This is a genomic window from Amycolatopsis plumensis, from assembly GCF_042652605.1.
Taxonomy (GTDB): Bacteria; Actinomycetota; Actinomycetes; order Mycobacteriales; family Pseudonocardiaceae; genus Amycolatopsis; species Amycolatopsis plumensis.
Map to the genome: position 1 here is coordinate 1608624 of NZ_JBHSJY010000001.1, position 19738 is coordinate 1628361.

General features: G+C 71.3%; 17 protein-coding genes, 1 tRNA gene and 2 pseudogenes. 12 read left to right on the forward strand and 8 right to left on the reverse strand.

Annotated elements, in window-relative coordinates; translation table 11 throughout:
• Positions 1-84: 84 nt before the first annotated feature.
• A complete protein-coding gene (gene mfd, locus ACFPLC_RS07265) occupies positions 85-3639 on the reverse strand; it encodes a transcription-repair coupling factor (protein WP_378195982.1) in 3555 nt (1184 codons plus the stop codon).
• Positions 3640-3759: 120 nt separating this feature from the next.
• Positions 3760-4677 (reverse strand): LLM class flavin-dependent oxidoreductase, encoded by a 918-nt coding sequence (locus ACFPLC_RS07270; RefSeq protein ID WP_378195549.1) that lies wholly within the window; start codon positions 4675-4677, stop codon positions 3760-3762.
• A gap of 74 nt (positions 4678-4751) precedes the next feature.
• On the opposite strand from ACFPLC_RS07270, the gene ACFPLC_RS07275 reads away from it, so the two are divergent.
• Positions 4752-5522, forward strand: a complete 771-nt coding sequence (locus tag ACFPLC_RS07275; RefSeq protein WP_378195552.1) for an MmyB family transcriptional regulator — start codon at positions 4752-4754, stop codon at positions 5520-5522.
• A 77-nt stretch (positions 5523-5599) separates the two neighbouring features.
• Here ACFPLC_RS07275 and ACFPLC_RS07280 read toward each other — a convergent pair.
• Together ACFPLC_RS07280 and ACFPLC_RS07285 are read right to left on the reverse strand one after the other, a co-directional pair.
• A pseudogene (locus ACFPLC_RS07280) lies at positions 5600-5755 on the reverse strand (DedA family protein); the annotation flags it as partial.
• On the reverse strand, positions 5727-6323 hold the full coding sequence (locus tag ACFPLC_RS07285; RefSeq protein ID WP_378195555.1) for a class I SAM-dependent methyltransferase: 597 nt from the start codon (positions 6321-6323) through the stop codon (positions 5727-5729). The pseudogene ACFPLC_RS07280 and the gene ACFPLC_RS07285, both read right to left, overlap by 29 nt.
• 131 nt (positions 6324-6454) lie before the next feature.
• Between ACFPLC_RS07285 and ACFPLC_RS07290 the strand changes: the two genes are divergently transcribed.
• The 4 genes from ACFPLC_RS07290 to ACFPLC_RS07305 are packed head-to-tail and all read left to right on the forward strand — an operon-like array spanning position 6455 to position 10313.
• Positions 6455-7573, forward strand: coding sequence for a sensor histidine kinase (locus ACFPLC_RS07290; RefSeq protein ID WP_378195558.1), 1119 nt, complete (start codon positions 6455-6457; stop codon positions 7571-7573).
• The gene (locus tag ACFPLC_RS07295) at positions 7570-8226 is read left to right on the forward strand and encodes a response regulator (RefSeq protein ID WP_191307218.1); all 657 of its coding nucleotides are present in this window, start codon (positions 7570-7572) and stop codon (positions 8224-8226) included. The genes ACFPLC_RS07290 and ACFPLC_RS07295 overlap by 4 nt, the downstream gene beginning before the upstream one ends.
• Positions 8227-8272: 46 nt before the next feature.
• Complete coding sequence (locus ACFPLC_RS07300; protein WP_378195562.1) at positions 8273-9115, forward strand: alpha/beta fold hydrolase; 843 nt, start codon at positions 8273-8275, stop codon at positions 9113-9115.
• Between the two features lie 16 nt (positions 9116-9131).
• Positions 9132-10313: a PQQ-dependent sugar dehydrogenase gene (locus ACFPLC_RS07305; protein ID WP_378195565.1), complete on the forward strand. Its 1182-nt coding sequence runs from the start codon at positions 9132-9134 to the stop codon at positions 10311-10313.
• Positions 10314-10519: 206 nt separating this feature from the next.
• Here the strand turns inward: ACFPLC_RS07305 and ACFPLC_RS07310 are convergent, their stop codons facing one another.
• On the reverse strand, positions 10520-11251 hold the full coding sequence (locus ACFPLC_RS07310) for an SDR family NAD(P)-dependent oxidoreductase (RefSeq protein WP_378195568.1): 732 nt from the start codon (positions 11249-11251) through the stop codon (positions 10520-10522).
• A 30-nt stretch (positions 11252-11281) separates the two neighbouring features.
• Here ACFPLC_RS07310 and ACFPLC_RS07315 point away from each other — a divergent pair, with 30 nt between their 5' ends.
• The 3 genes and pseudogenes from ACFPLC_RS07315 to ACFPLC_RS07325 all read left to right on the forward strand — a co-directional run bounded on the left by ACFPLC_RS07315 (position 11282) and on the right by ACFPLC_RS07325 (position 12562).
• Entirely contained in the window at positions 11282-11785 is a 504-nt protein-coding gene (locus tag ACFPLC_RS07315) for an isochorismatase family protein (RefSeq protein ID WP_378195570.1), read from the forward strand.
• Positions 11782-12174 (forward strand): NUDIX hydrolase, encoded by a 393-nt coding sequence (locus ACFPLC_RS07320; RefSeq protein ID WP_378195573.1) that lies wholly within the window; start codon positions 11782-11784, stop codon positions 12172-12174. Before ACFPLC_RS07315 ends, ACFPLC_RS07320 begins: the two co-directional genes overlap by 4 nt.
• Positions 12171-12562: pseudogene (locus ACFPLC_RS07325) on the forward strand (NUDIX hydrolase). Before ACFPLC_RS07320 ends, ACFPLC_RS07325 begins: the two are co-directional and overlap by 4 nt.
• 7 nt (positions 12563-12569) lie before the next feature.
• Here ACFPLC_RS07325 and ACFPLC_RS07330 read toward each other — a convergent pair.
• From ACFPLC_RS07330 to ACFPLC_RS07340, 3 genes are all read right to left on the reverse strand, one after another.
• The gene (locus ACFPLC_RS07330; protein WP_378195576.1) at positions 12570-13469 is read right to left on the reverse strand and encodes a GNAT family N-acetyltransferase; all 900 of its coding nucleotides are present in this window, start codon (positions 13467-13469) and stop codon (positions 12570-12572) included.
• Positions 13470-13471: 2 nt separating this feature from the next.
• Positions 13472-14065, reverse strand: a complete 594-nt coding sequence (locus ACFPLC_RS07335; protein WP_378195984.1) for a TetR family transcriptional regulator — start codon at positions 14063-14065, stop codon at positions 13472-13474.
• A gap of 95 nt (positions 14066-14160) precedes the next feature.
• Positions 14161-15126 (reverse strand): acyl-CoA desaturase, encoded by a 966-nt coding sequence (locus ACFPLC_RS07340; protein WP_378195579.1) that lies wholly within the window; start codon positions 15124-15126, stop codon positions 14161-14163.
• A 203-nt stretch (positions 15127-15329) separates the two neighbouring features.
• Between ACFPLC_RS07340 and ACFPLC_RS07345 the strand changes: the two genes are divergently transcribed.
• The 4 genes from ACFPLC_RS07345 to ACFPLC_RS07360 all read left to right on the forward strand — a co-directional run bounded on the left by ACFPLC_RS07345 (position 15330) and on the right by ACFPLC_RS07360 (position 19689).
• Positions 15330-15401: transfer RNA gene (locus ACFPLC_RS07345), tRNA-Gln, on the forward strand.
• Positions 15402-15436: 35 nt separating this feature from the next.
• Positions 15437-17191 (forward strand): GGDEF domain-containing protein, encoded by a 1755-nt coding sequence (locus ACFPLC_RS07350; RefSeq protein ID WP_378195582.1) that lies wholly within the window; start codon positions 15437-15439, stop codon positions 17189-17191.
• A gap of 48 nt (positions 17192-17239) precedes the next feature.
• Complete coding sequence (gene glmU, locus ACFPLC_RS07355) at positions 17240-18712, forward strand: bifunctional UDP-N-acetylglucosamine diphosphorylase/glucosamine-1-phosphate N-acetyltransferase GlmU (protein WP_378195585.1); 1473 nt, start codon at positions 17240-17242, stop codon at positions 18710-18712.
• Positions 18709-19689, forward strand: a complete 981-nt coding sequence (locus tag ACFPLC_RS07360) for a ribose-phosphate diphosphokinase (RefSeq protein WP_191307195.1) — start codon at positions 18709-18711, stop codon at positions 19687-19689. Before glmU ends, ACFPLC_RS07360 begins: the two co-directional genes overlap by 4 nt.
• The last annotated feature ends 49 nt before the right edge of the window (positions 19690-19738 follow it).

Below are 19738 nucleotides of genomic sequence, written 5' to 3' on the forward strand. Positions count from 1 at the left end.
GGGCCGAACGTAGAGCCGCCAACACCGGAAACCGAGGCGCCACAACGGAAAGTCCCCCGAAATGGCGCCGGTGTCCACCCTGCCTTACACGGCCGCCGGCTTCTTCGTCAGCTGGAGCAGCAGTTTCGTGCACCAGTCCAACAGCTCTTCGTCCCGCAATGTCGGGGCGCCGATCCGCCCGCCGGCCGGACCTTCCGTCGGCTTCGGGACCGAGACCGTGTTCGTCACCGCCTTGTACACCGCCTTCGGGTACAGGCGCTTCAAGCGCACCATCTGCGAGTCCAGCAGCGGCAGCGGCGCGAAGCGGATCGTGTTGCCCTGGACCGCCACCTCCGTCACGCCCGCCTCACGGCAGGTGTGCCGGAAGCGAGCCACCGCCAGCAGCCGGTTGACCGGCGCCGGCGGCTGGCCGTAGCGGTCGATGAGCTCTTCGCGGACCGCGTCCAAGCCCTCCGTGTCCGGCGCCGCCGCGATCTTGCGGTACGCCTCCAGGCGCAACCTTTCCCCTGGTACGTAGTCGTGCGGGATGTGGGCGTCGATCGGGAGGTCGACGCGGACTTCCGCCAGCTCCTCCTCTTCGGAAGTCTCCGCGCCCGCGTGCCGCCGGAACGCGTCGACCGCTTCGCCGACCAGCCGCACATACAGGTCGAAGCCGACGCCCGCGATGTGCCCGGACTGCTCCGCCCCGAGGATGTTGCCCGCGCCGCGGATCTCGAGGTCCTTCATCGCGACCGCCATGCCCGCGCCGAGCTCGGTGTTCTGGGCGATCGTGGCCAGCCTGTCGTGCGCCGTCTCCGTCAGCGGCACCTCCGGCGGGTACAGGAAGTACGCGTACCCGCGCTCGCGGCCACGCCCGACCCGGCCGCGCAGCTGGTGCAGCTGAGCCAGCCCCAGCAGGTCGCCGCGCTCGACCAGCAGCGTGTTGGCGTTCGAGATGTCGAGCCCGGTCTCGACGATCGTGGTGCAGACGAGCACGTCGTACTCGTTTTCCCAGAAGCCCTGGATGATCTTTTCGAGCTTTTCCTCGTTCATCTGGCCGTGCGCGGTGACGACCCGCGCCTCCGGCACCAGCTCGCGGATCCGCCGCGCCGCCTTTTCGATCGACGACACGCGGTTGTGGACGTAGAACACCTGGCCGTCGCGCAGCAGCTCACGCCGGATCGCCGCGCCGACCTGCTTGTCGTCGTACGCGCCGACGTACGTGAGGATCGGGTGGCGGTCTTCCGGCGGGGTCAGGATCGTCGACATCTCGCGGATGCCCGCCAGCGACATCTCCAGGGTGCGCGGGATCGGTGTCGCCGACATGGTGAGCACGTCGACGTGCGTGCGCAGCGCCTTGATGTGCTCCTTGTGCTCGACGCCGAAGCGCTGCTCCTCGTCGACGATCACGAGGCCGAGGTCCTTGTAGCGGATGCCCGTCTGCAGGAGCCGGTGCGTGCCGATGACGATGTCGACCTCGCCCGCGGCGAGCTGCTCCAGGATCGCGTCCGACTCCGCCTTGTTCGTGAAGCGGGACAGGCCCTTGATCGTCACCGGGAACGACCGCATGCGCTCGGTGAAGGTGTTCAAGTGCTGCTGGGCGAGCAGCGTGGTCGGCACCAGGACCGCGACCTGCTTGCCGTCCTGGACCGCCTTGAACGCGGCGCGGACCGCGATCTCCGTCTTGCCGTAGCCGACGTCACCGCAGATGACGCGGTCCATCGGGACGCCGCGTTCCATGTCCGCCTTGACCTCGTCGATCGCGGCCAGCTGGTCGTTCGTCTCCGTGAACGGGAAGGCGTCTTCCAGCTCGTGCTGCCACGGCGTGTCCGGGCCGAACGCGTGCCCGGGCGCGGCCTGGCGCGCCGCGTACAGCTGCACCAGCTCCGCGGCGATCTCCTTGACCGCCTTCTTGGCCTTGGCCTTGGTGTTCTTCCAGTCGGAGCCGCCGAGCTTGTTGAGCGTGGGCAGCTCGCCGCCGACGTACCGGGAGACCTCGTCGAGCTGGTCGGTGGGCACGAACAGCCGGTCACCCGGGTGGCCGCGCTTGGACGAGGCGTACTCCAGCAGGAGGTACTCGCGGGTGGCGCCGGCGACCGTCCGCTGGACCATCTCGACGAACCGGCCGATGCCGTGCTGGTCGTGCACCACGTAGTCGCCGGCCTTGAGGGCCAGGGGGTCGACCGCGTTGCGCCGCCGGGACGGCATCTTCGTGTTGAGGTCCTTTGTGGACGTTCCGGCGCCCGCGCCGCGGCCGGTGAGGTCCGCTTCGCTGAGCACGACCAGGGCGCGCTCCGGCGAAACGAACCCGTCGGTGAGGCCGCCGCAGGTGACCGTGACCATGCCGGGGGCCGGGGCGTCCTTCAGCCCGTCACCGGCCTGGGTCGCCGGGACCTCGGCGCTCGTGAGCTGCTCCACCGCGCGGGCCGCGGTGCCGTGGCCGGCGACGACGAGCACCGCCGTGCCGCCCGACGCGGTGTGCGCGCGCAGGTCCGCCGTCGCGCGCTCGATCTCCCCGCGGTAGGCGGGCGCGGCCTCGACCGAAACGCGGTAGACGTCCGGGTCTTCGCTGGTCAGCTGGGTGATCGTCCACCAGGCGCGCTTGGTGTCCTGCGCGTGGGAGGCGATCTCGTCGAGCCCGCGGTAGGCCGAGGCGCCGAGGTCGATCGGGGCCTGGCCGCCCGCCGCGGCTGTCGTCCAGGAGGCTTCGAGGAACTCCTGGCCGGTGCGGACCAGGTCGGCGGCCCGGGCGCGGATCTTCTCCGGGTCGGTGAGCAGCACGTGGGTGCCCACCGGCATCGCGTCGGTGAGCAGCTCCAGCTCGCCCTCGCAGAGGACCGGGATGAGCGCCTCCATGCCCTCGACCGGGATGCCGTCGGCGAGCTTGGCGAGCATTTCGGCCAGGTGCGCGTCGGCTTCGTACGTCTTCGCCAGCTCCGCGGCCTTCTCCTTGACCGGCTGGGTGAGCAGCAGCTCACGGCACGGCGGCGCGGTGACCCTCGGGATGTCGCCGGGCAGCGACCGCTGGTCGGAGACGGCGAAGGCGCGGATCTCGCTGACCTCGTCGCCCCAGAACTCCACCCGGACGGGGTGCTGGGCGGTGGGCCCGAACAGGTCGAGGATGCCGCCGCGGACGGCGAACTCGCCGCGCTTCTCGACCATGTCGACGCGGGTGTACGCCAGCTCGACCAGCCGTTCCAGGAGCTCCTCGAACGGGGTCTCCTCGCCGACGACCAGGTCGATCGGCTTCAGCGAGCCGAGGCCGGGTGCCATCGGCTGGATCAGGCTGCGGACGGTGGCGACGACCACGCGCAGGTCGTCTTCGCCGGTCTTCAGCCGGTGCAGCACCTCGAGGCGGCGGCCGACGGTGTCCGCGCGCGGGGAGAGGCGTTCGTGCGGGAGGGTCTCCCAGCTCGGGAAGTCGGCCACCTTGCCGCGGCCGAGCAGCGCGCCGAGGGACGCGGTCAGCTCGTCGGCCTCGCGACCGGTGGCGGTGACGGCGAGGACGGGCTTGCCCGCGCCTTCATCGGCGGCGAGGGCGGCCGCGACGAGCTGCCGGGCGGCGATCGGGCCCTGGAGCTCGAGCAGCGGCGCGCCGGCGCGCTCGACCACGCCGCGCAGGGCCGGGTCGGGAAGGATGGCGGTGAGGAGTCCGGACAGTGGAGCGTCGGTCACGGTCCCAGCCTACGTGCCACCCCCGACAACTTCCCGATCACCGCTGGTCGTGAGTGAGAAACAGGGTTAGAACACTGTTTCTCACTCACGAGAGCCGCGGCAGGCTCAGCTCCGGAGGATTCCCACCACCTCGGCCAGGCGGGGCAGCTGCTCGTCGAACACCTTCGGGTCGGTGCTCGCGATCCGCATCAGGAAGTGCTCCACGCCTTCGTACTCCCGCAGCTGCGCGGCCACTTCCGCGGCGCTGCCGGTCACCTGCATCTGGATCCCCTGGACGAACGCCGCCGGGCGCCCGTAGTTGCGCTGGCAGTACTCCTCCAGCAGCGCACGCCCGCGCACCGGATCGTCCTCCACCAGGACTGTCGCGAACAACGCCGGGGTGACCGGGCGCGACGCCGTCGAGCGGATGCGAGCCAGGCCGGAGCCGTAGTCCGCGGGATCCGGCGGGTACGGCAGCCAGCCGTCGTACAGCCGGCCGACCCGCTCCAGCGCGCCCGGCGTGTCCGCCGCCAGCCACACCGGCGGGCCACCCACCCGAGCCGGCGCCGGGAACACCGGCAAGGAGTCGTGGTGCAGCACCGAGCCGTGGAACGACGAAGCGCCGCTCCAGGCCGCGCGCCAGAGCGCCACGATGTCGTCCAGGCGGGCCCGGCGGCGCTCCCACGGGACGCCCGCGAACGCGAACTCCGGCTCGCTGCGCCCGGCGAACCCGGCCCCGACGGCCACGGTGAGCCGTCCTTCGCTCAGCAGGTCCAGCGACAGCAGCTGGTTGGCCGTCAGAATCGGGTTCCGCAGGGCTGGGAGCAGCGCGGCCGTGCCCAGGGTCACTCGCGAAGTCCGGGCGGCGAAGGCGGCCAGGACGGCGAGCGCGTCGAGTGGAGCCTTCGCGAGGGTGTCGCCGACCCAGACCGAGTCGAGGCCGAGTTCTTCCGCGGCGACGGCGGTGGCGACCAGCTCGGGCGCGGTCCGCCCGGCGTCGAGGATGGGCTGGTAGGTCGGGATGACCAGGCCGTAGTTCGTCATGGCCGAAGCGTCGCCGGAACGGGGTATGCCTTCAATTCCCCACGGGGAATGGACCGGCCGAGCAGGATGGAGGGGTGGACTTCGGAACGGCGCTCAAGGACTGGCGCACCCGGCGGCGGATCAGCCAGCTCGACCTCGCGCTGCGCGCGGGCACGACGCAGCGGCACGTGAGCTTCATGGAAAGCGGGCGTTCGGTGCCCGGCCGCGGCATGGTCCTGCGCGTCGCCGAGTCGCTCGAACTGCCCCTGCGCGAGCGCAACGGCCTGCTGCACGCCGCAGGCTACGCGCCGACGTACCCCGAAACCCGGCTCGACGACCCGGCGATCCGGCCGGTGCTCGACGGGCTGCGGCGGCTGCTCGACGGCCACCGGCCCTACCCCGCGATCGTCGTCGACCGCTACGGCGTGCTGGTCGCCGCCAACGACGCGTTCCGGCTGCTCACCGAGGGGGTCGCGGCGGAGCTCCTGCGCGAGCCGGTGGACACGCTGCGGCTCGCGCTGCACCCGCGCGGGATGGCCCCGCGCGTGCGCAACCTCGACGACTGGGCGCGGCACATCCTCGAACGCCTCCGCAACGACCTCGCCCGCACGCCCGACGACCGGCTGGCCGCCCAGCTCGCCGAGCTGGAGGGGTACCTACCCCCGCCGCCGTCGCCCGGCCCGGAGCACCTCGGGTTCGCGGTGCCGGTCCGGCTGGCCACCTCGCTCGGCGAACTCCGGCTGATCACCGCGATCACGACGTTCGCGACGGCGGCGGACGTCACCGTGTCGGAGCTGAAGCTGGAGACGTTCCTGCCCGCGGACGCCGAGACCGCGGAACGCCTCGTGAGTGGTAAGGCGGGTTAGAACCCGCCTTACCACTCACGACGAGGTGACCAGCGGCGCGAACGGGCGGTACGGCCAGGCAGCGGCCCGCGATCACCGCCCCGCTCGGCGAGGAAGCCCATCAGCAGCAGCGTCGACAAAGTCGGCAGCATGATTCCCGGCAGCAGCGCGGTTTCCGCCGTGATGATCAGGGCGCAGACGAGGTAGACGACGAGCGGGGGCGCGTCAAGCAGGGGCCGCAGCAGGCTGTCCACGCCAGGCCCTCCCCACCGTCACCGGCAGTGCCGCGCGGTAGACGAACGCGGGCGGCAGGTTGCCCCAGACGACCTGGGTGCGCTCCACGACCGCGAACCGGCTTCGCAGCGACGCGGCGAAGCGGCGGGCGGGTGGCGTCCAGGCCGCGTGGGCGTACGCGAAGGTCGTGAAGCGGCCGTTCGGGGCGAGTCCGGCGGTGACCGCGTCGAGGATGCGCTGCTGCCGTGCCGCGGTCATGGCCGTCCACGGCAGACCGGAGACGACGACGTCGACGTCGGCCAGTGCGAGGTGTTCCGCCGAGCCGGTGACGACGTCGACCTGCGGAAAGCGCTCCCGCAGCGCAGAGGCGAAACGCGGGTTGATCTCGACGGCCGTGAAGCGCGCTTCGGGACGAAGCAGCCCCAGGACCGCTTCGGTGAACACGCCGGTGCCCGGCCCGAGCTCGGCGACGCGGGCCGCGCGTTCCAGGCCCAGGCCCGCCGTCATCTCTTCGGCCAGCCGCGGCGAGCTCGGTGCGATCGCGCCGGTCAGCACGGGGTGGCGGAGGAATTCCCTGGTGATCGACATGGCCCCGACGCTAGGAACGGCGGGGGTGGCCGCGAATCGGCCGGCGCGGCCGGTCTCGTCCTCCCGCGGGAGGACCCGGACCGCCCGCGGGGATGACGCCACGAGCGCGGCCCCCGCGTTACGTTCGGGGCGTGGAACGACTCGTGAAGTGGGTGCGCCGGCACCGGTGGACGGTGGACCTGCCGCTGTACGGCGTGTTCCTCTTCCTCGCGCCCAACTGGGTCGGCCCCGGCCCGTACGTCGTCCGCGCGATCCCGATGCTGTTCCTGCTCCCGCTGCTGCTGCGCCGCCGGTTCCCGCGCACGGTCGCGGTGCTGATCATCGCCGGGGCTGCGGTGGTGTACTTCAACGACATCTGGGCCTACGACCGCGGCCGCACCGAACTGGCCATGGCGGTCGTGCTGTTCACCCTGGTCAAGCTGGGCCAACGGCGGTTCGCGGCGGTCATCGCGGTGGCGATCTTCGTGCTCGGCTGGCAGTGGGGCTTCCTCTACGGCAGCGACACCGACAACCCGACCGCCACGATCGTCGGCATCTGGCCACTGCACATCGCCGCGTGGGCGCTCGGGGAGTTCTTCCGTACCAAGGAACAGCTCACCGCCGAGGAGGAGAAACTCGGCGACGCCCAGACCCGCGCGGCCGTCGCGGAAGAACGCACGCGGATCGCGCGGGAGCTGCACGACGTCCTGGCGCACAGCATGAGCGTGATCGTGCTCAACGCCGAGGGCGCGAAGCTCGCCCGCCACCGCGACCCGGCGGCCGTCGACCGCACGCTCGACACGATCGTCCACACCGGCCGGGACGCGCTGGCCGAGCTGCGGCGGCTGCTCGAAGTCCTGCACGCCGGCCAGGCGGCCCGCAGTCCTCAGCCGACGCTCGCCGAACTGCGCGGGCTCGTCGAACAGTCCGGCCGGGACGTCACGCTCGACGTCACCGGCGACCCGGGCGTGCTGCCCGCGAGCGCCGCGCTGCAGGCGTACCGGATCGTCCAGGAGGCACTGACCAACATGATCAAGCACGCCCCGGCCGACGCGACCGGCCGCGTCGCCGTCGCCTTCGAGCCGCCCGAGGTCCGCATCGAGGTGACGAACACGGGCGGCCACGCACCGCCGGCACCGGCACTGCCGTCCTCGGGGCGGGGGCTGGCCGGGATGCGCCAGCGCGTCGAGATGTACCACGGCGAGCTGGCGACGGGCCCGCTTCCCGACGGCGGGTACCGGGTGGCCGCGAGCCTGGTGGTGGGCTCGTGACGACCCGAGTCCTGCTCTGCGACGACCAGCAGCTCGTCCGCGTCGGCCTGCGGATGATCGTCGAGAGCCAGGACGACCTGGTCGTCGTCGGCGAGGCGGCCAACGGCGAGGAGGCCGTCACCCTGGCCCGGGAGCTGCGGCCCGACCTGGTGCTGATGGACGTCCGGATGCCGGTGCTCGACGGCGTCGCCGCGACCGCGCGGATCTGCGCCGAACGGCCGGAGGTCCGCGTCCTGATCATCACCACCTTCGACCTCGACGAGTACGCGTATGCCGCGTTGCGGGGCGGGGCCAGCGGGTTCCTGGTGAAGGACGCCCCCTCGGAGGAGATGCTCGTCGCGATCCGCGGCGTGCTCCGGGGCGACTCGATGGTCTCGCCGTCGGTCACCCGGCGGCTGCTCGACCGGTACCTCGCCGACGACCGCGACCCGGTGGACGCCGCGAAGCTCGGGACGCTGACCGAACGCGAGAAGGACGTGCTGGGCCTCATCGCGCGCGGGCTGTCGAACGGCGAGATCGCCGCGAAGCTGTACATCGGCGAGACGACGGTGAAGACGCACGTCGGGCGGATCCTCGGCAAGCTGCGGCTGCGCGACCGGGTGCACGCGGTGGTCTTCGCCTACGAGTCGGGGCTGGTGCGGCCGGGCTCCTGATCATTCCCTATTAAACCCTTTGATAGGGTAGTTTAGAGTTGTTTGCATGACGATATATAAGTCCGCCGCGGGAGCTGCCCTCCTCCGCAAGCGGTACCTCGAAGCGCTCGCGGCCTGGCCGCTCCCCCATGACGACGTGCGCGTCCCGACGCCCGAAGGCGAGACGTTCGTCCGGGTCTCGGGTCCGGCCGAAGGCCCGGCACTGGTGCTGCTGCACGGCTCCGGCAGCAACTCCGCCGAGTGGGCGGCCCGGATCCCGGCACTGGCCGAGCGGTTCCGCGTGCACGCCGTCGACATCATCGGGGAACCGGGGCTGAGCGCCGAGACGCGGCCGCCGCTCGACAGCGACCGGTACACGCGGTGGCTGGAGGCCGTGCTGGACCACTTCGGCGTCGCTCGAGCCACCTTCCTGACGTCGTCGTTCGGCGGGTGGGTCGCACTCGACTTCGCGATCCGGCGCCCCGGCCGGGTCGCCGCGCTGGCGTTGCGGTGCCCGGTCGGGCTCGGCCCGATGAAGAAGGGGTTCGCCGTCAAAGCCGTCCTGCTGGCGCTGCTCGGCGAGAAGGGACGGCGGAAGGCCGTGGCCGGGGCGGTCGGCGAACCCGAGTCGTCGCCGATCGTGGCGCACCAGCTGGTGGTGTCCGCGAACTACCGGTACCGCACCGGGCCGTTCCCCGTCTTCGGCGACGCGGCCCTGGCCGGGCTGAGCATGCCGGTGTACGCCGTCGCCGGGGCCGACGACGCCATGGTCGACTCCGCGACGACGAAGCGCCGTCTCGAAGCGGTGGGCGCCGTCGTGGACCTGGTTCCCGGTACCGGGCACTTCATCCCCGGCCAGGTGGACCTGGACTTCCTCACGCGCGCGTCGAACGGCGATTTCACCGGTTGATGGCAGGATGAGCCCTATGCGGCGTTCGCTGGTCCTCATCGGTGTGGTGTCCCTGCTGGTCCTGGGCTGTTCGGGAGCGGCGAGCGAGCCGGTGCAGAGCGTCCCGCCCGCGGCCACGCCGGCCGCCGCGAGCGGGAAGTTCGACGTCGAGGTCGTGACCGCCGGGCTCGAGCACGGCTGGGACGTCGGGTTCCTGCCCGACGGCGGCATGCTCGTCCCGCAGCGGCCCGGCAAGCTCGCCCTGGTCCGGAACGGGCGGGCGGCCGAGGTGCGCGCCGACTTCTCCGAGGTCATGGCCAAGGGCGAAGGCGGCCTGCTCGGCCTGGCCGTCAGCCCGGACTTCGCCACCAGCCGCGAGTTCATCACCTGCCAGGACCACCAGGAAGACGGCAAGGCCGTCGACATCCGGCTGGTCACCTGGAAGCTGGCCGGTGACGGCGCGAGCGCGTCGAAGGTCAAGGACCTGCTCACCGGGCTGCCGGTGAACCCGAGCGGACGGCACTCCGGCTGCCGTCCGACCTTCGCCCCGGACGGCGCGCTGCTCGTCGGCACCGGCGACACCGCGCGCGCGTCGATCGCGCAGGACCGCCACTCCCTCGGCGGCAAGGTGCTGCGGCTGGACGCGAAGACCGGGAACCCGTTGCCGGACAACCCGTTCGCCGGCTCGAGCGACCCGCGGGAACGGCTGATCTACACCTACGGCCACCGCAACGTCCAGGGCGTGGCGATCCGGCCGGGCAGCGGCCAGGTGATCACGGCCGAGCACGGGCCGACGTTCGACGACGAGGTCAATCTGCTGAAGCCGGGCGCGAACTACGGCTGGGACCCGTCGAAGGGCGGCACCGAGTCGGACTACGACGAAAGCGTGCCGATGACCGACCTCCAGCGCTTCCCGGACGCGGTCAGTCCACTGTGGACCTCCGGCCGGACCACCGAGGCGATCAGCGGCGACGCCTTCCTGACCGGCGCGCAGTGGGGCGCGAACGACGGCGCACTGGTCGTGGTCGCGCTCAAGGGCCAGAAACTGCTGCTCTTCCACCTCGACCCGGCGGGCAAGGTCCTCGACGTCACGCTGCCCCCGGAGTTCGACGACAAGTTCGGCCGCCTGCGCGCGGTCCGCAGCGGCCCGGACGGCGCCCTGTACGTGACCACCTCGGACGGGACCGACGACAAGCTGCTGAAGGTCACGCCCGCCTGATCATGGGAAAAGCACGGCCATCGGGTGCCGTGGACACTTACGCCGGGCTCGCGGATCGCGGAACATGGTGCGTACCAAAAGTTTCGCGACGCGTGTTGGACGCGGTCCGAAGAGAGCGTTCCCGCGGCAGCACCGCGCCGGTCCCCGGGCGCCATCGCCGACCTGGCGACCCGGGGACCGGCATCCACCCCGGCCGGGGTCAGGCGCTATTTGCCCAGATGGGCGCCGCCGTTGACGTGCACGACCTGGCCGGTGACGTGCCCGGCGGCGGGGCTCGCCAAGAACGTCACCACGGCGGCGACGTCGTCCGGCGTTCCCGGGCGCTTGTTCATCGTGTTGCCGATCAGCCACTCGCGGCGCCGGTCGCTCAGTTGCCCGTGGAACAACTCGGTCTCCCCGATCAGCCCCGGCGCGACGACGTTCGCGGTGATCCCGCGCGGCCCGAGCTCCCTCGCCACGCTCACGGTCCACGCCTCGACCGCGGCCTTCGCGGCGCCGTAGGACCCGGCGCCGGTGTGCGCGGCGATCGAGCCGATGGTGACGATCCGCGCGCCCTCGGCGAGGCGGTCGCGCAGGGCATGCGTCACCAGCGCGGAACTGACCACATTGGACCGCAGGTTCCGCTCGAACGCGGCCGCGAAGCCGGCCAGCCCCGATTCGCCTTCGCCGCCGTCGAGGAAGTCCGTGTTGCCCCCGGCGTTGTTGACGAGGACGTCGACGCGATCCGGCAACTCTTCGAGTGCGGCCTCGACGGCGGCCGGATCGGCGGCGTCGAACACGACGGGCCGCGCGCCGATGAGCGTCGCGGCTTCGGTGAGCACCTCCTCGCGGCGCCCGGTGATCGTGACGCGCTCGCCGGCCTGGGCGAAGGCGGCCGCCACGGCGTAGCCGATGCCCGTTCCGCCGCCCGTCACCACGATTTCCCTGTTGTTCGCCATGAACCCGACCCTAGTGCCTAGGATCGGGGCATGAGCAAGATCGACCCGGCCACGTCCGCGCTCGTGCTGATCGACCTGCAGGACCGGATCGTGGCGCTGCCCACCACCCCGTACCGCGGCGAAGAAGTCGTCGCGAACGCGCTGCGGCTGCGGGAGGCGTTCCACGAGGCCGGTGCGCCGGTGGTGATCGTCAAGGTGTCACGGCCGGACAACCCGCCGGGCAGCGAGCTGGCCTTCGACGCCGGCGACGACAAGATCGTCACCAAGTACACCATCGGCGGCTTCGCGGGCACGGACCTCGACGAGTTCCTGCGCGGCGCGGGCGTGCGCACGGTCGTCTTCGGCGGCATCGCCACGGAGTTCGGCGTCGAGTCCACCCTGCGCGCGGCTTCGGACCACGGCTACGACACGGTGGCGGTGTCCGACGCGATGACAGCGCTTTCCGACCTCTCGCACGAAAACGCCATCACGAAGATCTTCCCGCGCCTGGGCACGGTCGTGACGACCGACGAGGCAGTGGCGGCGCTGGCGTGATCGACAAGATCGCCTGGATCCACGTGGTGGACGGCCGCGTCCTGGCGGCCCGCTCGCGCGGCAAGGACAAGTTCTACCTGCCCGGCGGCAAACGCGAGCCGGGCGAGACCGACGCCGAGACGCTGGTCCGGGAGATCCGCGAAGAGCTCGGCGTCGAGATCGTGGCCGGATCGATCACCCCGGCCGGCACGTTCGAAGGCCAGGCGCACGGGCACGCGGAGGGCACGGTCGTCCGCACGACGGCCTACTCGGCGGAGTATCGCGGAACCCCGCGGGCCTGCGCGGAGATCGAGGAGATCGCCTGGCTCACCTACGCGGACCGGCCGCGGGTTTCCCTGGTGGCGCAGCTGGTTTTCGACCACCTGCACGAGGCCGGGCAGCTGCCGTGATCGACAAGATCGCCTGGCTCCACGTCGTGGACGGCCGCATCCTCAGCACGCGTTCGCGGGGCAAGCAGGTCTACTACCTTCCCGGCGGCAAGCGCGAGTCCGGTGAAACCGACCGCGACACCCTGATCCGCGAAATCCGCGAAGAGCTCGACGTGGCGATCACGCCGGATTCCATCGCCGCGGCCGGGACGTTCGAAGCGCAGGCGGACGGCCACGCCGTGGCACGCTGGTGCGCATGACCTGCTACACGGCCGAATTCCGCGGCACACTCGGAGCGAGCAGCGAAATCGAAGAGGTCGCGTGGCTCGGCTACGCCGACCGCGGCCGGGTTTCCGCGGTGGACCAGCTCATCTTCGACCACCTGCACGAGGCCGGGCAGCTGCGGTGACGAGCGCTCACCGGCGCTGGACGAGCGGCGCGTCCCGCGAGAACGCCCGGAACCCGGCGCGGTAGTACAACTCCCGCGCCGGGGCGGACTCGCCCATGCAGGCGACCGTCGCGTGGCGGGCGCCCGCCGCGGCGGCCAGGCGCAGGCCGTGCAGCACCATCGCCCGGGCCAGCCCCTGGCGCCGGTGGCCCGGGTGCGTGCCGACCGGCTCGAACTCGACCGTCGCGTTCAGCTCGTCGAGCCACATGATCGCCGAGCACGCCATCGTGCCGTCCGGGGCTTCCACCAGCACGTGCAGATCGGCGCGGTAGCCCGGCGCCCGCCGGACACCGAGGTACGACGAAGCCGTGTACGACGTCGGCGCCCACGCGTCCACGTGCGCCTGCACCACGGCTTCCGGAGTGACCTCCGCGGCCGTGCGAAAGGAAAACCCGGCCGGCAGCGACGGCTCCTCGACCTCGGTCAGCTCGCGCTCGTTGAGTTGAGACCACGCATCAGGCGCGTCGGGTTCGTAGCCGTGCGCGGCCCAGCGCCGCAAGGCGTGCGCGTCGTCCGCCGCCGGCAACACGGAACGCTCGACGCCGGGCGCTGTCGCGGCGTACCAGGCGATCACCTCGTCGACGAGCTCCGCGTGCCCCGGAGCCACCTGGTAGGCCAGGTACGCGGTGGTGATGTCCTTGACCGAGCCGTCGTTGCGCCGGACCCGGCGCGGCAGCTCGGCCCGCCCCCACGCGACGAGCTCGCCGCCGGAGAACCACAGCCGGTGCTCGCCCTCGCCGCCGGTGCGGCCCCAGTTCCAGGCCAGTTCGCCGTACGACGCGTCGCTGTTGACCAGCCGCGGGTCGGTGGCGGTGATCCGCTGCGCGAGGCCCTGCATGAGCTCCAGGTCTTCGACGGACAACGCCATGGCTAAGCCAGCCGCAGCTTCGGCTTGTGCTCCAGGTGCGACAACCCGTTCCACGCCAGGTTGACCAGGTGCGCCGCGACCTCGTCGCGCTTCGGCTTGCGCGCGTCCAGCCACCACTGGCCGGTCAGCGCCACCATGCCCACCAGGGCCTGCGCGTACAGCGCGGCCAGCTTCTCGTCGTAGCCGCGGGCCGCGAACTGCTGGGCCAGGATGTGCTCGACCTGGCTCGCGATGTCGTTCAGCACGGTGGAAAACGTCCCCGTGGAGCTCGCCACCGGGGAATCGCGGACCAGGATGCGGAAGCCGTCGTGGGAGTCCTCGACGTAGGACAGCAGCGCCGTCGCCGCCTGCTCCAGCATTGCCCGCGGGTGGCCGCCGTGGAGCGTCGAGACCATCCGGTCGAGCAGCAGCTGCGTTTCGCGGTCGACGACCACCGCGTAGATGCCTTCTTTGCCGCCGAAGTGCTCGTACACCACCGGTTTCGACACGTTGGCGCGGTGCGCGATCTCCTCGATCGACGTACCGTCGAAGCCCTTCTCGGCGAACAGCGCCCGCGCCACGTTCAGCAGCTGCTGCCGCCGCTCGGTGCCGGTCATCCGGACGCGGGTCACCGGGGCGGCCGGACGGGCCCCGGTGACCTGCTGCTCACGCTTCGAACGTCGTCTCCCCGCCATCCGGGCAGCCTAGTTGACTAGCCCTTTTCGGTGGCGATTCGGGCCAGCCGCTGCGGCGTCGGCCAGCGCACGTCGTGCACCCAGCCGAACTTCTCGAAGATCCAGATCAGCCGCGCGGAGATGTCGATCTGGCCGCGCTTGACGCCGTGGCGGGCCGACGTCGGGTCGGCGTGGTGCAGGTTGTGCCACGACTCGCCGAAGGAGAAGATCGCCAGCGGCCAGAAGTTCGCGGACTTGTCGCGGGCGGCGAACGGGCGCTCGCCGATCATGTGGCAGATCGAGTTGACCGACCAGGTCACGTGGTGCAGCACGCAGATGCGGACCAGCCCGGCCCAGAAGAACGCGGTCACCGCGCCCCAGAGCGACCACGAGATGAGCCCGCCGAGGATCGCCGGCAGCACCAGGCTGACCAGTGCCCACAGCCAGAACAGGTCGTCGACCTTCTTGATCGCCGGGTCCTTCACCAGGTCCGGCGCGAAGCGCTCGGCGTTGGTCTGGTCGCGCTCGAACAGCCAGCCCATGTGCGCGTGCCAGAAGCCCTTGGCGATGGCCCACGGCGAGGTGCCGAACGCCCACGGCGAGTGCGGGTCGCCGTCGCGGTCGGAGAACGCGTGGTGGCGGCGGTGGTCGGCGACCCAGGTGATCACCGGGCCCTGCAGGGCGATGCTGCCCGCGATGGCCATGAACACGCGCAGCCACTGCTTGGCCTTGAACGAACCGTGCGTGAAGTAGCGGTGGTACGACACCGTGATGCCGAGCCCGCTGATCGCGTAGAACACCACGAAGATGCCGACGTCGACCCAGCTCAGTCCCCAGCCCCACGCGAACGGCACCGCGACCAGGAGGGCCACGAGCGGGGCGATCACACCGAAGTAGACCGACAGCTGCACGCCGATGCCGCGCTTGCCGTCGATGACGGGTTTGGGCCCTTTGGGCGCCGGTGGCTCCCCGGTGGGCTGGGAACGGTCGAGCGTGGCCGTCATACGCTTCACTTCTTCCTACACGGGCACACTTCTACCAAGGGCGCCCTAACCTACGATGCCGTAAGTTACGGTACAGGAGGTTCGGGCGGCTGGGGAGAGCCCGAACTCACACCTGTCCCGGGGAGTGGGTACCCGGCCCGCGGGTGTCAAACGCATCCCCCGCGCGGACGACACCCGATCGTCGCTATCCTGACCAGGATCGATCCGCCGTAGTGTAATCGGCAGCACTTCAGATTTTGGTTCTGACAGTTCAGGTTCGAATCCTGGCGGCGGAGCAGCAGAAGGATCGGGACCCCACGACACCGGGAGGTTGGCGCTGACCGAGGAGGCGACCGACCCGGTGACGGCCAGGCGGCCCGCGCTGGCCGAGATGTCCGACGCCTGGATCGTCGGGCGCGCGCGCGAGCTGAACGCCGCGGTCCAGCGGCACGACTACACCCAGCAGCTCGAGATCGTCGCGATGATGGACGAGCTGCTCGACGAGACCCAGCGGCGCGGCGAGCCCCTGCTCGTGGCCCAGCTGCTGCGCTCGTCGGCGCTGGCCCGGCTGGCCACGAAGGGCCTGGCCGCGGAGGCCGAACCCCGGCTCGACGAGATGCTCGCGCACACCCGGCGCCACGGCATCGCCTTGCTGCGCGCCGACGCGCACGCGCTGCGCGGGCGCCGGCTCGTGATCGCCGCGCAGGAGGACGCCGCGCTCACCGAGATCGCCCGGGCGCTGGCCATCCTCGACGACTCGACCATCCCGGACCGGCAGGTCGGGCTGCGCAACTGGAACCGGCTGCTCTCCTCGACGCTGATCGACTGCTGGCTGGTGCTCAACCAGCTCGGCGTCTACGAGGCCGCCGAGGAGGTCATCGGCCGGGCGGCTTCGGCGATCCGCGAGAGCGCGAGCCCGCACGACATCGCCCTCCAGCTGATCAACCGCATCAAGATGCTGCTCGGCTGGGGCCTGCGGCTGGAGCGCATCGACGAGTACGACGAGAGCGCCGAGAAGTTCCGCACCGCGGCGTCGATGGGGGCGGCGGCCGAAGGCCCGTTCGCCGAGTCGCTGTTCCCGCGCAAGGCGGACGTCGCGGCGATCGACCAGGTCGGCGTCCTGGCCGCGGCGCCGGCGCTGAACCAGCCGGGCGCCGAGCACATCGACCGGCTGGAGAAGCTCTACGTCGAGCGCGCGTTCGGGCACGACCGGGAGATCGTCGCGATCGCGCTGGCCCGCTGCCTGGACAAGGAGGGCCGTCGCGAAGAGGCCCTTACGGTCCTGCGCGAGACCCGCCAGTCCATCTCGGACGACACCTCGCAGCCGTCGATGCGGCTGAACATCGCCCGCGAGCTGGCCCGGCTCGACACGAGCCCGGACTACGCCTCCGGGGCCAGCGAATCGCTGATCGACTACGCGCGGCGCCTGGAGTCGGAGATGTGGAGCCTGCGCGAGTCGCAGATCGCCACGCTCAACGCCCGCCGCGAGCACGAACGCCTCTCCGCCGAGCACGGCGCGATCACCCAGCAGGCCCTGCAGGACCCGCTCACCGGCCTCCCGAACCGGCGCGCGCTCGACGAGAAGCTGCGCCAGCTCGCCTCGTCGGCGGACGCGCAGCCGCTGGCGGTCGCGCTGGTCGACCTCGACGGCTTCAAGGGCGTCAACGACAAGCAGTCGCACGCCGAAGGCGACAACGTCCTGCGTGTCGTGGCCAGCACCCTTCGTGACGCCCTGCGCGGCGACGACCTGGTGGCGCGCTACGGCGGCGACGAGTTCATCGTGCTGCTCCCGGGCACCCCGGCCTCCGCGGCGAAGATGGCGCTCGGGCGCGCCGTGAAGTCCGTCTCCAACCTGCCGCACCACCTTTCGCACGGCGTGACGCTGTCGATCGGGCTCGTGTCGTTGCGGCCGCAGGAACGCGGCGAGCAGGTCCTCGCCCGCGCGGACGCGGCGATGTACCAGGCCAAACGCGGCGGCGGCAACCAGGTGGCCTCGGCGAACTCGATGGCCGCGGACCCGGCCGCGGCGTGGGCGAGCGAAGCCCCTCCCACCGACCCCGCGTGGGACGCCGACGACCACAGTTAGGATCGGTGCCCGACAGAAGCCAACTTTTGGTAACCGTTGGGAGCGCCGTTGACCGGCCCGCTGAGCACGTTGATCCTCGCCGCGGGTGAGGGCACCCGCATGCGTTCCTCGACGCCGAAGGTGCTGCACCCGATCGCCGGGCGGCCCCTCGTCGAGCACGCCGTCCGGGCCGCCGCCGGGCTGAACCCCGAACACCTCGTCGTGGTCGTCGGGCACGGCCGCGAGCTGGTCGGCGCGCACCTCGAGCAGGTCGGCGCCGCACTCGGCCGCCCGGTCGGCACCGCGGTCCAGGACCAGCAGAACGGCACCGGCCACGCCGTGTCCTGCGCGCTCTCGACGCTGCCCGCCGACCTCACCGGCACCGTGCTCGTCAGCTACGGCGACGTCCCGCTGCTCGACACCGCCACCCTGGGCGCGCTGCTCGAGGAGCACACGGAGGCGAAGAACGCGGTCACCGTGCTCGCCTCGGTGGTCGCCGACCCGGCGGGCTACGGCCGGATCGTGCGCGACAGCGCGGGCAAGGTCACCGGGATCGTCGAGCACAAGGACGCCACCCCGGCGCAGGCGGAGATCACCGAGATCAACTCGGGCGTCTACGCCTTCGACGCGGCGGTGCTGCGCGACGGCCTTTCGCGCCTCTCCACCGACAACGCCCAGGGCGAGCTCTACCTCACCGACGTCCTGGGCATCGCGAACGGCGACGGCCTCCACGTCGGCGCCCTGGTCATCGACGACCCGTGGCTGACCGAGGGCGTCAACGACCGCGTGCAGCTGTCGGCGCTCGGCGCCGAGCTCAACCGCCGAATCGTGCAGCGCTGGCAGCGCGAGGGCGTCACGATCACCGACCCGGCCACGACCTGGATCGACGCCGGCGTGACCCTCTCCCGTGACGTCGTCATCGAGCCCGGCGTGCAGCTGAAGGGCACGACCTCGGTCGGCGAGGGCAGCACGGTCGGGCCGGACAGCACGCTGACGAACGTCACGATCGGCGCCGGCGCGAGCGTCGTGCGGGTCCACGGCTCGGACTCGGAGCTCGGCGACGGCGTCAACGTCGGCCCGTTCACCTACCTGCGGCCGGGCACGAAGCTGGGCGTCAAGGCGAAGCTGGGCGCGTTCGTCGAGACGAAGGCCGCGGACATCGGCGCCGGCACCAAGGTGCCCCACCTGACCTACGTGGGGGACGCCACGATCGGTGAGCACAGCAACATCGGGTGCTCCAGCGTGTTCGTGAACTACGACGGCGTGCACAAGCACCGGACCGTTATCGGGTCGTATGTCCGGTTGGGCGCGGACAACACCTTCGTCGCCCCGGTGAACATCGGTGACGGCGCTTACAGTGGGGCAGGTGCCGTAATCCGCGAAGACGTCCCGCCGGGCACACTCGCGGTGTCGGCGCCGCCGCAGCGCAACATCGAAGGCTGGGCGATCCGGCGCCGGCCGGGAACACCCGCGGCGGAGGCGGCCCAGGCCGCCCTCGACGCCGAGTCAGCAGCAGGAACCGACGGGGAGTCGCCAGCATGAGTCCGAAGCAAGGCACGCCGAAGAAGAACTTGATGCTCTTCTCCGGTGGGGCCCACCGGGAACTCGCCGAAGAGGTCGCCCAGCACCTCAACGTGACGATCACCCCGCAGACGGCGCACACGTTCGCCAACGGCGAGCTGTTCGTCCGGTTCGAGGAGTCCGTGCGCGGCACCGACGCCTTCGTCATCCAGGCGCACACCACGCCCATCAACGAGTACGTGATGGAGCAGCTGATCATGGTGGACGCGCTCAAGCGGGCGAGCGCGAAGCGGATCACCGTGGTGATGCCGTTCTACCCGTACGCGCGCCAGGACAAGAAGCACAAGGGCCGCGAGCCGATCTCGGCCCGGCTGATCGCGGACCTGTTCAAGACCGCGGGCGCCGACCGGATCATGACCGTCGACCTGCACACCGCGCAGATCCAGGGCTTCTTCGACGGCCCGGTCGATCACCTGATGGCGCAGACCGTGCTGGCCGACCACATCAAGGCCACCTACGGCAACGCGGACATCACGGTCGTGTCCCCGGACTCCGGCCGCGTGCGGCTGGCCGAGAAGTGGGCCGCCCAGCTCGGTGACCGGCCGATCGCGTTCATCCACAAGACGCGCGACCCGGACAAGCCCAACCAGGCGGTCGCCAACCGCGTGGTCGGCAAGGTCGAGGGCAAGCTCTGCGTCCTGATCGACGACATGATCGACACGGGCGGCACGATCGTGAAGGCGACGGAGGCCCTGATCGACGAGGGCGCCGCCGACGTCGTCATCGCGACGACCCACGGCATCCTGTCCGATCCGGCCACCCAGCGGCTCTCGTCGTGCAAGGCGCGCGAGGTCATCGTCACGAACTCGCTGCCGATCCCGGAGGAGAAGCGGTTCCCGGGGCTGACGGTCCTGTCGATCGCCCCGATGCTGGCGGAGGCCATCCAGCAGGTCTTCGAAGACGGCTCGGTCACGTCCCTCTTCGACGGCAACGCCTGACCCCTCGTGAGTGAGAAACAGTGTTAGAACACTGTTTCTCACTCACGAC

Coding starts and splice junctions, on each gene's coding strand:
- ACFPLC_RS07270 (WP_378195549.1), bottom strand. CDS start 4,677: ATGACGAACTACGGCCTGGTCATCCCGACCTACCAGCCCATCCTCGAC.
- ACFPLC_RS07285 (WP_378195555.1), bottom strand. CDS start 6,323: ATGTCGATCACCAGGGAATTCCTCCGCCACCCCGTGCTGACCGGCGCG.
- ACFPLC_RS07300 (WP_378195562.1), top strand. CDS start 8,273: ATGACGATATATAAGTCCGCCGCGGGAGCTGCCCTCCTCCGCAAGCGG.
- ACFPLC_RS07305 (WP_378195565.1), top strand. CDS start 9,132: ATGCGGCGTTCGCTGGTCCTCATCGGTGTGGTGTCCCTGCTGGTCCTG.
- ACFPLC_RS07310 (WP_378195568.1), bottom strand. CDS start 11,251: ATGGCGAACAACAGGGAAATCGTGGTGACGGGCGGCGGAACGGGCATC.
- ACFPLC_RS07315 (WP_378195570.1), top strand. CDS start 11,282: ATGAGCAAGATCGACCCGGCCACGTCCGCGCTCGTGCTGATCGACCTG.
- ACFPLC_RS07330 (WP_378195576.1), bottom strand. CDS start 13,469: ATGGCGTTGTCCGTCGAAGACCTGGAGCTCATGCAGGGCCTCGCGCAG.
- ACFPLC_RS07335 (WP_378195984.1), bottom strand. CDS start 14,065: ATGACCGGCACCGAGCGGCGGCAGCAGCTGCTGAACGTGGCGCGGGCG.
- ACFPLC_RS07340 (WP_378195579.1), bottom strand. CDS start 15,126: ATGACGGCCACGCTCGACCGTTCCCAGCCCACCGGGGAGCCACCGGCG.
- ACFPLC_RS07360 (WP_191307195.1), top strand. CDS start 18,709: ATGAGTCCGAAGCAAGGCACGCCGAAGAAGAACTTGATGCTCTTCTCC.